Raw genomic sequence first — 14018 nt, 5'->3', positions numbered from 1 at the left:
GTTAGCCCTCATTACCGTTAGCATCATCACCGACATTGTGAGTTGGCGTTTTAAAGCGATAAGTCGTTGCTGAAACCTTTAGCGAGAGCGTCTCATCGGGCTCACCTAACGGCTTAACTCGCCCTAACTCAGCGTTGTTCAAATTAACGATACGAGGCAATCTTGCAATCGCTTCTGCAAACTTACCGATTTGTTCATAGCTTCCGGTTAACTGCATATTAATCGGCAGCTCGTAATACAATTCATGCTCAACACGTGGCGCCCATTTAATCGACTGGAACACCAAGCCGTTATTCACACCAATATCGTTAATACCTGATAGTAAGCTAGCGAGCTCTTGCTCTTCTGGCAGCTGTTCGATCATTTCATGGTAACGGCGATTGAGCTCTGCCACTTGTTCTTTAACACGTGGAAGTGCCGCTACCTGTGATGCTCGGCTAACCAATTGAGTTTTCAATGTCTGCTCTTTTTGCTTCATTTGCTCAAGCTGATCATTCATTGGGCTAACCCAATACCAATAGCCAAAGGCACTTAATGCTGCAGCTAAAATCAGTGCAACCAAACACTGCGGTAGTAAGGGCCATTCAGTGATTTCATCTAATTCTAATTCTTGCCAATCAGCCATTTACTTCCCCTTGCTTCCATTAGCTCTAGCGACTTTCTTGTCTTTCGGTTGCGCAAGAGAAGGATCTGTTAAATCAAACGATGCATTAAATTGAGACAACTGCTCAGACTGACTACCTTTAGTTGTCACTAATGAATGCATATCAACATTGATAAACCATTTCGACTGCTCAGCTGCACCCAGCAATGCCGCTAAGTGACCATTAGAATCACCCACCCCTTTAATCCCTACACGTTCGACATTGAGGTTCAGGGTTTCAAGATAAACGCCACCAGGAACAACATTCGGTAACTGATTTAATAGTTGTGTAACACGGTTTCGCGATTGCTGAATATCAGCGATCACATTCAAACGCAGTTGGATCGCTTTACGTTGTTCTTCTAGCTTCGGTAAAAAGGCCAAACGTTTTTCTAACAGATCAATTTCTTTTTGAAATTGTGCATTACGCGCTTGCTGTTGTTGCTGCTGTAAATCGAGATATTTAGCTACACCATAATTACCAAGGAAGGCTAAAAAAACAGCCGATGCAATCAGCCCCATAAAACGTTGTTTATGTTTTTTACGACGTTCTTCTCGCCAAGGAAGGAGGTTTAATTTATCTATCATGCCATCCCCCGCAATGCTAAACCGGTTGCCACTGCATATTGACTAGACATATCTGCAGGTAAGGTCAGTTTCTTTGGTTGCATAAAGTGTTCAAACGGTTTTACCCATACCACTTCTAGACCAACCAACTGTTTTAATAACGTTTCTGAAATCAAAGACTGACAACCACCGGCCAGCCACAAGCCTTTAATGCTGCAGCGAGGATGAGTTGAATTATAAAGTTGGATCTGACGTTTTAATTGCTCTGCAAATTGCTCCGTAAAACGTTCCACCTTATTTTCTTCATTTACTTCTTCTTGGAATGGATTGTCTTCAAACTGACCAGTACCAAAGCGAATTTCACGATGATAAGCATTGCTACCTTCTGGCTTCATACAAAATTCAGTATGGCGTTTACCGATATCAACCACACCCCACTGGGTATATTGACTACCTACTTCCGCTAAATATTCTGTTAGCCATAACAACGCATTCGTCTGCAACTCAACCACTGACGGTTTAAAGCCAACTTTCTTCAGCGCGGTAACACGGCTATCAATGGTTTCTTTGCGTGAGGCAAAAACCTGATATGGTGCAGTGGTTGCCGCTTCAGAGAAACGCTCACTCACCATTGGGTAATAATCAAACCACAGCTCTTCAACTGGGAATGGGGAAGCCGCTCCTAACGCTTGGACAATAGCGAACTCAGCCTCATCTTCATTGAGACTGGTATCAAGCTGAACGACTTTGCTGATCACAGCACTATCTGGTAAGGCTAAAGTAACGATCTTGGCTTGCCATGGCAGTTGTTTCTTTAATTGACGTATAGCTGACAACAAGGCTGTCGCATTTACACTATGCTGTTCGTTAATTACCGATTTGGTTAATTCAACCTCAGCATATGCAGTCAACTCAAACTGATCTTTTTTCTGCTGTAGCGCCACAGCTTTTATGCTATGACTGCCAATATCTACCCCAACACTTAATGGGTTCCGAAACATCCGTGTTATGCTCCCATGTGGCGAAAAAACAAACTATTTCGAATAAACACCATCAACGGCATTAATTTTCTTTTTGTTATCTTTATACTAGTAATTGAAAGATAATGGATAATGACAATTAGCACGATGGCGTAACGGGAAATCTCAAGTGAAGTTCATAAAGCGATTACTAATACTTGCATTAATTTGCATAATTCTTGGAGTTGGTACTATTTTTGGCTTTTATCTCTATGTAAAGCCAGACCTTCCAGATGTAGCAAAATTAAAAAATGTTGAACTGCAAACACCGATGCAGGTGTATAGCGCAGACGGTAAACTGATCTCACAGTTTGGTGAAAAACGACGTATCCCTCTGACATTAGATGAAATTCCTCTTCTAATGCGAGAAGCATTTATTGCAACTGAAGACAGTCGTTTTTATGAACATCCAGGGGTGGATCCTATCGGTATTGCCCGTGCTGCATTTGTTGTTCTAACGTCCGGCTCTGCACGCCAAGGTGCGAGTACCATCACCCAGCAGTTAGCACGTAACTTCTTCTTATCCAATGAAAAGAAGTTAATGCGTAAAGTAAAAGAAGCCTTTATTGCAATCCACATTGAAAAGCTGCTGACCAAGGATGAAATTCTTGACCTGTACTTGAATAAAATTTATCTCGGTTATCGCGCTTACGGTGTTGGGGCCGCTGCACAAGTTTACTTTGGTAAAAACGTTGATCAGCTAACACTGTCTGAAATTGCAGTGATTGCAGGCCTACCCAAAGCACCTTCAACTATGAACCCAATTTACTCCATTGACCGTGCAACCACACGTCGCAATGTAGTACTGATGCGTATGTTTGAAGAAGGCTACATCACCAAAGCACAAATGGATGCAGCACGCGCTGAGCCAATTGTTTCCCACTACCACGGTGCAGAAATTCAGTTATACGCACCGTATGTCGCTGAACGTGCTCGTGCATGGATGGTAAACCGCTACGGTGAAGCTGCTTACGAAAGAGGCATGAAGGTTTACACCACGATCAACAGTAAGCTTCAACTCGACGCACAACAAGCAGCAGTGAACAATCTATTAGCCTACGACCAACGCCATGGTTACCGTGGTCCTGTTGCGGTTATTTGGAAGCCGGGTCAAACGCCACTTAATGCTAATCAAATTGTTGATAAACTGAAAAACCAGCCAGTTTATGGTCAGCTAATTCCAGCTATCGTGACAAAAGTTGGTGAGAAAACAGCAAATATTGTGACGAAAAATGGTGATATTGCGGTTATCAACTGGAATGGCATGAGCTGGGCACGCAAGTTCATCTCTGACTCTCGCCAAGGCGTAGCGCCTAAAAAAGCCAGCGATATTCTAACTGCAGGTCAACAAATCTGGGTTCAGCATAAGCAAAGTGTAGTGAGTGATAAAGTTGATAACGCATCGGTATCAACCAGTGAATGGCTACTAAGCCAAACACCAGCGGTCAACACAGCTTTTGTTGCAATGTCGCCAAATAACGGTGCCGTACTGGCAATGGTTGGTGGTTTTAACTACGCACAAAGTAAGTTTAACCGTGCCACCCAATCTATCCGTCAGGTAGGTTCAGGTATTAAACCATTTATTTACTCAGCAGCGATTGAGAAAGGCTTAACACTTGCAACACTGATTAATGATGCGCCAATTACCAAGTGGGACAAGTGGCAAGGTAAAGCATGGCGTCCTAAGAATGCGGATGGTAAATACGGTGGTCCTACTCGTGCTCGTATTGGTCTAGCCCGTTCAATTAACGTGATGGCGATTCGTGCGCTACGTATTGCAGGACTAGATTTCACCATTGATTACCTCACTCGCTTTGGCTTTAAACGCTCAGATCTGCCTCGTGCAGAGCCTATTGCGCTAGGTGCAGGTAGTTTAACGCCACTTGAGCTAGTACAAGGTTACTCGGTATTTGCTAACGGTGGTTATGCCGTTGAACCGTTCTTAATTAACAAGGTTGATAACAATGATGACCAGTTAATTTACTACGCAGATCCAGCAATTGTATGTAACGACGCGTGCCAAGCGAAAAACCCACAAGCGAAGATGCAAGTGGCTATGGCTACAGCTGTTGAAGATCATAAATTAGATCAACCCGCTGACAGCACTAAGCCAGCTGAAACAGAAAAGCCTACGCTAGCTGATCTTGAAAAAGTGATCACGATCCCGCCAGTTCGCTACGCACCAGAGGTAATCAGTGAACAAAATGCATTCCTTGTCCGTGAAATGCTAAACAGTAACATCTGGGGTGAGCCTGGTAAGAGTTACGGTACAGGCTGGCGCGCAAAAGTGCTAAAACGTCATGATATTGGTGGTAAAACAGGTACAACCAACAATGCGAAAGATGCATGGTACACAGGTTTTGGTCCAAATATTGTGGCGACAACTTGGGTTGGTTTTGATGATCACCGTCGTGAGTTAGGCCGCACTAGCTGGAACAGCAATTTGGGTCAAAACCAAACAACAGGTGGTGAGTTCGGTGGTAATGCGGCACAACCAGCTTGGATTAGCTTCATGCGTCAGGCGCTGAAAAATACCCCTGAGCAAGAGAAGCAAATTCCTGATGATATCGTAAAAGTGCGCATCGACCGTGCAACAGGTCAGCTATCAAACCGTGATGATGCAAGCTCAATGTATGAGTATTTCATTAAAGGTACTGAACCAACACGCTCTGTACAGCAAGCAACATCTGAACGCCAATTTGATACTGAAACGGCTGAAGAGCTATTCTAAGTATCAATAAAAATGAAAAAAAAAGAGCGCTCATTGAGCGCTCTTTTTTTATCTCTTCACATATGGCGTTATGCTTGGGTGTGTTTAGCAAAGACCTCAGGCATTCTTTCTTTAATGACTTCCGCAAGCTTCTCGTAACGTGCTTTCAGCGGTGAACCCGGACGATAGGCTAAAGTGATCAAACGTGTTGGCTGTGGGTGCTCTGCTGCGATATAACACACGCCATCACGGCAATGCTCTTTCGGGCTTGCAAGCTGTGGCAACAAGGTGATCCCACTACCTGCCGCTACCATGTTACGCAGTGTCTCAAGGCTAGTTGCTTTAAAACGACCGTCATCACGCGCGCCTGCGGCAAAACAAAAGCCCAGTGCTTGATTACGTAAACAGTGACCATCTTCTAGCATCAATAAGCTTTCACCATGTAGCAGCGACATATCAATCTCTTTTTCCTGTGCCCATTTATGGGTTTCAGGCACCGCAATCATCATCGGCTCATCATAAAGAGGCAATTCAATGAATGGTTCGCTCTCTTTCACTGCAGCCAAGATGATGCAATCGAGTTTCCCTTCTTCCAACTGCTGAACAAGTTGATGAGTTTGCGCTTCATGTAAGAACAACTCTAAATCTGGAAAAGCTTCTTTTAAGGTTGGGATGATCTGCGGCAGCAAGTAAGGTCCCACCGTAGGAATAAAACCAATATGCAGTGGTCCTGACATGCTTTCGCCTTGAACACTAGCTAGTTCAGTTAAAATTTTGACTTCAAGCAACACTTTCTGCGCTTGAGCGACTAAACTCAATCCGGCGTCAGTAAATAGGACGCGACGGCTAGTTCTTTCTAATAATGAAACACCTAGCTCATCTTCCAACTTTCTAATTTGACCACTCAAAGTAGGTTGACTGACGTAACACGCTTCTGCTGCTTTACGAAAATGTTTGTGCTCGGAAAGAGCCACAAGGTATTCCAAATCACGAATATTCATAGTTCTTCTTACAATAGGAATTAACTATTAAAACCATAGCAGCAAACGATTGGAGCTATCAAGCGTAAAATCACATAATGGCTACATCAAAACGGAGCAAGCAGTTAAACACTCCGATTGCATCAAATTGAATTAATAGTTTTTAAGGATTTACATTATGTTCGCATCTAAAGAAGGTCAGGCTATTCCTCAAGTTACTTTCCACACTCGCCAAGGTGATCAGTGGGTTGACGTAACAACAGAAGAGCTTTTTGCTAATAAAACCGTTGTAGTATTTAGCCTACCTGGCGCATTCACTCCAACATGTTCTTCTAGCCACCTACCTCGTTACAACGAGCTTGCATCAGTATTTGCTGAAAACGGTGTTGACGACATTCTATGTGTATCAGTAAACGATACATTCGTAATGAATGCATGGAAAGCAGACCAAGAAGCTGAAAACATCACATTCATCCCAGATGGTAACGGTGAGTTTTCTAAAGGCATGGGCATGCTAGTTGAGAAAGACGACCTAGGTTTCGGTGCTCGTTCATGGCGTTACAGCATGCTAGTGAAAAACGGCGTAGTTGAAAAAATGTTCATCGAAAACGAAGAACCAGGCGACCCGTTCAACGTATCTGACGCAGACACTATGCTGAAGTACATCGCGCCTGAGCAAAAACTACAAGAATCAATCACAGTATTCTCTAAACCTGGTTGTCCTTTCTGTGCAAAAGCAAAACAGAACCTAATCGACAAAGGTCTACAATACGAAGAAATCATTCTTGGTAAAGATGCAACAACGGTTTCTCTACGTGCAGTATCTGGCCGTAGCACAGTTCCTCAAGTATTCATCGGTGGTAAGCACATCGGTGGTAGCGAAGAGCTAGAAGCATACCTAGGCTAATCGCCACACCAATAATAAGAAACAAAGCGGGCACTGACGCAAAGACGTCAGGCCCCACCCTGCACCACTCGGAGAAGTTACGATGAAAACCTTGAATGTTGATGTTGCTGTTATTGGCGGTGGTACTGCCGGTTTAGGTTCATACCGCGCAGCAAAAGCCCACACCGATAGCGTAGTCATGATTGAAGGCGGCCCTTACGGCACAACCTGTGCACGTGTTGGTTGTATGCCATCAAAATTACTAATTGCAGCAGCTGAAAGCGTTCATAACATTGAGAAAGCACCCGCATTTGGTGTGCATCCTCAAGGTGACATCGTGATCAATGGTCGTGAAGTGATGGACCGAGTAAAACGTGAACGTGACCGTTTCGTTGGTTTCGTCCTTGAAGGTGTAGATGAGATCCCTGCTGAAGATAAAATTTCTGGTTACGCTAAATTTTTAGATGATCACACCCTACAAGTCGATGATCACACTATCATTAATGCCAAACGCATTGTTATCGCGACTGGCTCTCGCCCTGCCTACCCTGGCGTATGGAACGAGCTAGGCGATCGTTTAGTGGTTAACGACGATGTATTTAACTGGGACGATTTACCAAACTCTGTTGCTGTATTTGGTCCTGGGGTTATTGGCTTAGAGCTAGGTCAATCACTAAACCGTTTAGGCGTAAACGTGACTATGTTTGGCCTTGGTGGTCAAGTTGGTCCTCTGACGGATCCTGAAGTAATGGCTTACGCTAACAAAGCCTTTAACGAAGAGTTTTACTTAGATCCAAACGTGCAAGTAGAAAGCATGAAGCGTGTTGGTGATCAGGTTGAAATTCAATATGTCACTAAATCAGGTGAGCTTGCTACGATTTTGGTTGATTACGTACTGGCTGCGACAGGTCGTCGTCCTAACGTTGATAACCTTAACATTGAGAGCACAAGCTTAGCATTGGATGAGCGCGGTGTACCAACAGCTGATTACTACACCATGCAAACCTCGGTAGATTCCATTTTCATCGCAGGTGATGCAAGCAATCAAATTCCATTGCTCCATGAAGCTGCAGACCAAGCGCGTATCGCAGGTGATAACGCAGGTCGCTTCCCTGAAATTCGTGCTGGTTTACGTCGCACTAAGATTTCAGCTGTTTTCACTGATCCGCAAATTGCGATGGTAGGTGAAACGTATAAAGAAATTACCGCTCGTCTCGGCACGTGCGGTTGTTTTGAAACAGGTACGGTTTCATTTGAGAACCAAGGTCGTTCACGTGTCATGCTACGTAACAAAGGTATGTTGCATGTATACGGTGAACAAGGCACAGGTCGCTTCCTTGGCGCTGAAATGATTGGTCCTGATGCAGAGCACCTAGCGCACCTATTAGCTTGGGCGCATCAAAATAAGATGACGGTAGCAGAAATGCTTGATATGCCTTTCTACCACCCAGTTATCGAAGAAGGTGTTCGTACTGCCCTACGTGATTTGAATGCGAAATTACGTTTAGGTCCAGATATGATCAAGCATTGTCTGGATTGTGGTCCAGGTTGCTAATCAACAGAACCTGCAGTCTTTGATTGGCAGAAACAAAACCACAACTACTCTCCAAATGAAAAAGCCCTCGTCATGAGGGCTTTTTTCTATCTCGCAAATGAATGCAATTAAGCAACGTTGACTGTCGGAATACGCTGCTCTTGATCCAATCGCACTTCAAGCGCGACTTCATCACAGGCATGCTGACGAGGACAGCGATCGCAATCTTTCATTACCTTCTCTGGCAATAAGGATTTCGATGTTGGAGTAAAGCCTCGCTTCATAAAGAACTCAGGTACACGGGTCAGAACAAAGACTTTCTTAATCGCCATTTGCTCGGCTTTTTCTAGTAAATGCTCAACAATGGCTTTACCTTGGCCTTGCTGTTGCCAACCAGCTTCAACACCTAAAGAGCGAATTTCCGCAAGCCCTGAATCATAAACATATAACGATGCACAACCTGTCACGACACCATGATGCTCAGCAACCGCAAACGAGCCAATATCACGCACTAACTCATTGCGATTACGCGGTAAGTTTTCGCCAAGCCCTGCCCAGTACACCACCATACCTTCAATCGCATCAAGATCAGTTAAGCGAGCACCACGTACTTTCACACTTGGCGAATAACGTTTCTCTAAGCGTTTTTCAGCCTGACCAATCGCATAATCCACTTGATTTGGTGCAACACCACCGAGCGCACAACGTTTATCTAAACACGATTCAATGGTCAGAATTGGATACACGTCGTCATCAATCACGTCAGAGAATTGCTTCATCTCTTCAAGTGATAACTCTTCTAGTGCGCAACCTTTAGCAATTGCTGCCACCACTGCCACACCAACAATATGGTGCGCTTCACGGAATGGAATCCCTTTTGCAACCAAGTAATCTGCAAGCTCTGTCGCATTAGAATAACCTTGCATAGCCGCTTCTAAAGTACGATCTTTGTTGACCTTGATACCATCGAAACACAGCGCTGCCATTTCCATACAGTCATGCCAGCTGTCTAGCGCATCAAACAAGCCTTCTTTGTCTTCTTGCATGTCTTTGTTGTATGCAAGCGGCAAGGCTTTGACCGTCATCATCATGCCAGTCATCGCACCATACACACGCCCACACTTACCACGGATAAGCTCTAATGCATCTGGATTTTTCTTCTGTGGCATCAAAGATGATCCTGATGTCACGGTATCGGCTAACTCAATAAAATTCGATTCACCTGAGTTGTAGAAGATCAAATCTTCAGCCATACGAGATAAGTGCAGCATAGAAATAGAAGCAGTGGACAGCAGCTCCATCACATGATCGCGATCAGAGACTGAATCTAAGCTGTTACGGGTTGCACGGTGGAAACCTAAACTGTGAGCCAACACTTCACGATCAATCGGATAAGCGGTACCCGCCAATGCGCCAGAGCCTAACGGACAGGTATCTAAACGACCGAGCGCATCAGTTAAACGAGAATAGTCACGCTCAAACATCTCAACATAAGCCAAACACCAATGGGCAAACGTCACAGGCTGAGCACGTTGCAAGTGAGTATAACCAGGCAATACGGTTGCTTGATGATCACGGGCCACCATCACCAATTGCTGTTGTAGGCGATCGAGCATCAACAATAATTGCTGACCTTGCTGACGACACCATAGTTTTAAATCGGTCGCTACCTGATCATTACGTGAACGTCCGGTATGAAGCTTCTTACCTAAATCACCGACTTTGGCAATCAGCTGTTGCTCGACCCAACTATGAATATCTTCCGCATCTGACTGTAAAATTTGCTCAGGATCTTCCATCACAGCAAGTTTTAGTTCATTCAATGCCAACTCAAGCTTTTGCTGCTCTTGCTCAGTTAATACATCGACCTGACGAAGGGCTTTAGACCATGCGATTGAGCCAACAATATCTTGCTCAGCAAGACGGTAGTCAAAGCGCAGTGAATCATTGAATTGTTTAAACCGTGTGTCAGCTGCCTGACTAAAACGTCCGCCCCATAATGCCATGGTACCTCTCCTTTGCTCTGCGTATCGACTTGCTTATCTTGTTATGGCGTGAATTCAACGGGGCGTAGGTAGGGAGCCCCGTTGAATGTATTACTGATTATTTCTTTTGGCTATTTAGCGCACGAATACGGCTTGCTAGCGAGTAAAGACGGATGAAACCACCAGCATGGCTGTGATCGTAAACCTCATCTTCACCGAAGGTTGCAAACTCTTCCGAGTACAAGCTGTTGGTTGAACGCTTCTGGATCACCGTCGCTTGACCTTTGTATAGCTTCACCACAACTTCACCGCTAACATCTTTTGCTAGCTCATCAGCTGCAGCAAGCAGAGACTGACACAATGGTGTGAACCAACGACCATCATAGATAAGGTGCGATGCTTTAAGACCCAATGTTTGGCGGAAATCGAAAGATTCTTTATCCAGTACTAGCTGCTCAACCGCACGTAGCGCTTCCATCATGATGGTGCCCCCAGGTGTTTCATAACAACCACGAGACTTCATACCAACCAGACGGTTTTCAACAATATCGATACGACCAACACCGTGCTCGATACCTTTTTCATTAAGGTAAGTCAGCACGTTGTATGGCGTCATTGCTTCACCATCAACGGCAACCACTTCACCTTGTTCAATCTTAAGTGTGACTGTTTCAGCTTGATCCGGTGCTTGCTCTGGATCTTTTGTCCAAACCCAACAGAGATCGTTTGGTGCGTTCCACGTATCTTCCAGCACCCCACCTTCTGTTGATACGTGCCAAGCATTCGCGTCACGAGAGTAAATTTTCTCCAGTGATGCAGTACATGGAATATTACGCTCAGCAAGGTAATCTAGCAGTGCTTCACGGCTACGTAGATCCCACTCACGCCAAGGTGCGATTACTTTTAATTGTGGTGCTAGTGCGGCAAATGCACCTTCAAAACGCACCTGATCATTACCTTTACCAGTACAACCGTGACACAGTGCATCGGCACCCACTTCTAATGCACATTCAACTTGTGCTTTAGCGATGATTGGACGTGCCATTGAAGTACCAAGCAGGTATTTACCTTCGTATACCGCACCTGTTTTAAGTGATGGGTAGATATAATCTTTTACCATCTCTTCTTTAAGATCGGCGATGTAACACGCTGACGCACCAGAAGCTAACGCTTTCTCTTCAATGCCTTCTAGCTCTTCTTCACCTTGACCCACATCTGCCACGAACGCGACAACTTCACAGTCATAGTTCTCTTTCAACCATGGAATAATGGCTGATGTATCTAAACCACCCGAATAAGCCAATACAACTTTATTTATCTTGCTCATGTGCTGCTCTCCTTCTCAGCCTTGCGGGTATTCCGTTCAGGCGATGTGCTTAATATTGCTAATTTAAAATTCAATTACAGAGTAAATTTGGTACCGATACTTTGCCCATCAAACAAAGAGGTTAACTTTTCAGGATAACGCCAACTCGCCACTTCAATTGGACGACCTAGGGCTTTGGCGGCATCGAAAGCTGCACGCACTTTGACAATCATGCCATCAGTGATCACCGCTTGTTCAATCAGCGATTCTGCTTCAACTTCAGTTAATGCGTCGATTAGGTGACCTTTACCGTCTAGTACACCACTCACATCAGACAATAGAACTAATTCACCATCAACGGCAGCAGCCACCGCAACAGCTGCTTGATCGGCATTCACATTCATTAACTCGCCCTGCGCATCTAAACCAATCGAGCTAATGATTGGCATATAACCTGATGCCATGATTTGAGTTACTAATGCACCATTACCCGGCTTAGCATTTCCTACTGACCCTAACTCAGGATCTAACTGTGAAACTTCACACAAACCACCATCAGCCAAACTTAGACCAACAGCTTTAACACCGGATTTGATCGCCTGACCTTGCAGCAGCTTGTTTGCCGTCCCAGCGAGTGCGCCAGCAATCACAGGAATTTGTTCACTTGGGGTAACACGTAAGCCCTGCTTTTTCACTGTTGGTAATTGCAGCTTTGCCATTAAATCGTCAACCAAATAGCCGCCGCCATGCACTAACATCAGTGGGCGATGAGAGTTTTCTTGATAAGCATTAATCGCTGAAAACAATTTTTCTAACGTTTCAGTACATGAAAGTACTGCACCACCTAACTTAATGACTAATGGAACCTGACTCATCATCGAACTCCTACACTAAAGCGGTTAATTGAGGGAAACCATTTCGAATATTTATGCATTGCATCGCTTGCGAAGAGGCACCTTTTAACAGGTTATCAATCGCAGACGTTAAAATAATGTGTTGACCATCCACCTGCCAGCCAATATCACAGAAGCAAGTCCCCACCACATTCTGTAGACGTGCCGCTTGTGTCCCTAAAAGACGTACTGCATGTTTATCTGCTGTAGATGCATATGCTAGGTTCAATGCTTCCGTTACCTGCTCTAGCGTAACGCCTTGTGCTAGCTTCGCTGTAATAGTTGCAAGAATGCCACGTTTAAAGTTGCCAAGATGAGGAGTAAAAATAACGTCGCGACCGAGATGAGTACTGATTTCAGGTTGGTGACGGTGAGAGAATAAACCATAAGCTTGCAGACTTACTTCGCAGAAACTGTTGGTCATGGTGGCTTTACGTCCAGCACCAGACACACCACTCACCGCATTGATCACTGGCCACTGCTCAGTATCAAGTAAACCCGCTTCAATAAGAGGCTTAAGTGCCAATTGCGATGCGGTTGGATAACAACCTGGTACAGCAATTAACTGTGCGCTAGCAATCGCTTCATGATTCCATTCAGCTAAACCATAAACTGCTTGCTCAAGCCAGTCTGAATATTGATGTTCAAAGCCATAGTACTGCGTATAGAAATCATCGCCCTTAACACGAAATGCACCTGATAAATCAAACACCTGACAGCCTTGTTCTAAAAAGTCAGCAGCGAGGTCATGACTCACTTGATGTGCGGTTGCCAGAAGTACGATATCTGCTTGTTTAGCTATTGCTTTGGGATCAACTAGCGGTTGCAACGGTAAATCAACAATACCTTTTAGTTGACCATGCAGCTCACTGAGCAACTTACCTGCATCAAGACTATTTTCAGAAACAAATAAACCAGCCAGCTCAAGGTGAGGATGTTGGGTGACCATTTTCGCAAGCTCAGCGCCGGTATAGCCGCTTGCACCGATAATTAGAGTATTTAACATTACAAATTCCATTTAAGTCTTGATGATAGTTGTCACCGTCAGGCGCAAAATTGGCTTTTATGTTTATATTTTTGCAGCAGTAACGTGTAACAAGGTGTGCTGAGAACAGCAATATGAGGGGCGCATTACGCACCAAGCGAAATATGACTTAGCGTCGTCGGAAGGTATGAGTAAAAAGCTTCGCTTGGTTCATGTGAAAACATCCTTAATTAACAATAGAGACCCGGCATTCCTTGCTCAGGTTACGGCTAATACAAAGCAAAAAAATATTCGTTTGCGTTGCATTTATATGTTTACTGGTTAATTTACGTACTGTCAACAATAAAGCCTTAAAAACACCTCTTTTGTTATCTTTTTTAAAACCATTTCATCATCTTTTTGTAACGTTTTGCATCATTCATCTATTTGACATGCGTTTCCGACAATATTATTACTAACCAATATTTGTTATCAAACGAGCAATAATGAAACAAAATTACAGACTTCAAT

General features: G+C 44.3%; 11 protein-coding genes. 3 read left to right on the top strand and 8 right to left on the bottom strand.

What is annotated here, in order from left to right; translation table 11 throughout:
• Position 1: 1 nt before the first annotated feature.
• From Q7657_RS09805 to pilM, 3 genes are read right to left on the bottom strand one after another with little or no spacing between them, the layout of a single operon-like run.
• Positions 2–625: a type IV pilus inner membrane component PilO gene (locus tag Q7657_RS09805; protein ID WP_053987496.1), complete on the bottom strand. Its 624-nt coding sequence runs from the start codon at positions 623–625 to the stop codon at positions 2–4.
• A complete protein-coding gene (locus Q7657_RS09800) occupies positions 626–1231 on the bottom strand; it encodes a PilN domain-containing protein (RefSeq protein WP_053987495.1) in 606 nt (201 codons plus the stop codon).
• On the bottom strand, positions 1228–2211 hold the full coding sequence (gene pilM, locus Q7657_RS09795) for a type IV pilus biogenesis protein PilM (RefSeq protein WP_053987494.1): 984 nt from the start codon (positions 2209–2211) through the stop codon (positions 1228–1230). The genes Q7657_RS09800 and pilM overlap by 4 nt, the downstream gene beginning before the upstream one ends.
• Before the next feature lie 148 nt (positions 2212–2359).
• On the opposite strand from pilM, the gene Q7657_RS09790 reads away from it, so the two are divergent.
• A complete protein-coding gene (locus Q7657_RS09790) occupies positions 2360–4960 on the top strand; it encodes a penicillin-binding protein 1A (RefSeq protein WP_107166678.1) in 2601 nt (866 codons plus the stop codon).
• Between the two features lie 68 nt (positions 4961–5028).
• Here the strand turns inward: Q7657_RS09790 and oxyR are convergent, their stop codons facing one another.
• On the bottom strand, positions 5029–5940 hold the full coding sequence (gene oxyR / locus Q7657_RS09785; protein WP_053987492.1) for a DNA-binding transcriptional regulator OxyR: 912 nt from the start codon (positions 5938–5940) through the stop codon (positions 5029–5031).
• A gap of 157 nt (positions 5941–6097) precedes the next feature.
• Between oxyR and Q7657_RS09780 the strand changes: the two genes are divergently transcribed.
• Together Q7657_RS09780 and Q7657_RS09775 are read left to right on the top strand one after the other, a co-directional pair.
• On the top strand, positions 6098–6826 hold the full coding sequence (locus tag Q7657_RS09780; RefSeq protein WP_107166679.1) for a glutathione peroxidase: 729 nt from the start codon (positions 6098–6100) through the stop codon (positions 6824–6826).
• An 82-nt stretch (positions 6827–6908) separates the two neighbouring features.
• Entirely contained in the window at positions 6909–8360 is a 1452-nt protein-coding gene (locus Q7657_RS09775; protein WP_107166680.1) for a dihydrolipoyl dehydrogenase, read from the top strand.
• A 107-nt stretch (positions 8361–8467) separates the two neighbouring features.
• On the opposite strand, the gene argH is transcribed toward Q7657_RS09775, so the two are convergent.
• The 4 genes from argH to argC form a co-directional block, all read right to left on the bottom strand.
• Positions 8468–10345: an argininosuccinate lyase gene (gene argH, locus Q7657_RS09770; RefSeq protein WP_107166681.1), complete on the bottom strand. Its 1878-nt coding sequence runs from the start codon at positions 10343–10345 to the stop codon at positions 8468–8470.
• Positions 10346–10442: 97 nt separating this feature from the next.
• Positions 10443–11651 (bottom strand): argininosuccinate synthase, encoded by a 1209-nt coding sequence (locus tag Q7657_RS09765; protein WP_107166682.1) that lies wholly within the window; start codon positions 11649–11651, stop codon positions 10443–10445.
• 74 nt (positions 11652–11725) lie between these two features.
• Positions 11726–12505 (bottom strand): acetylglutamate kinase, encoded by a 780-nt coding sequence (gene argB, locus Q7657_RS09760; protein WP_107166683.1) that lies wholly within the window; start codon positions 12503–12505, stop codon positions 11726–11728.
• A gap of 10 nt (positions 12506–12515) precedes the next feature.
• Positions 12516–13529, bottom strand: a complete 1014-nt coding sequence (gene argC, locus Q7657_RS09755; protein ID WP_107166684.1) for an N-acetyl-gamma-glutamyl-phosphate reductase — start codon at positions 13527–13529, stop codon at positions 12516–12518.
• Positions 13530–14018 lie beyond the last annotated feature (489 nt).

Source organism: Candidatus Photobacterium acropomis, from assembly GCF_030685555.1.
Taxonomy (GTDB): Bacteria; Pseudomonadota; Gammaproteobacteria; order Enterobacterales; family Vibrionaceae; genus Photobacterium; species Photobacterium lucens.
The sequence above is the reverse complement of the archived record's forward strand: the minus strand, read 5'-3'. Positions and strand labels throughout refer to the sequence as shown.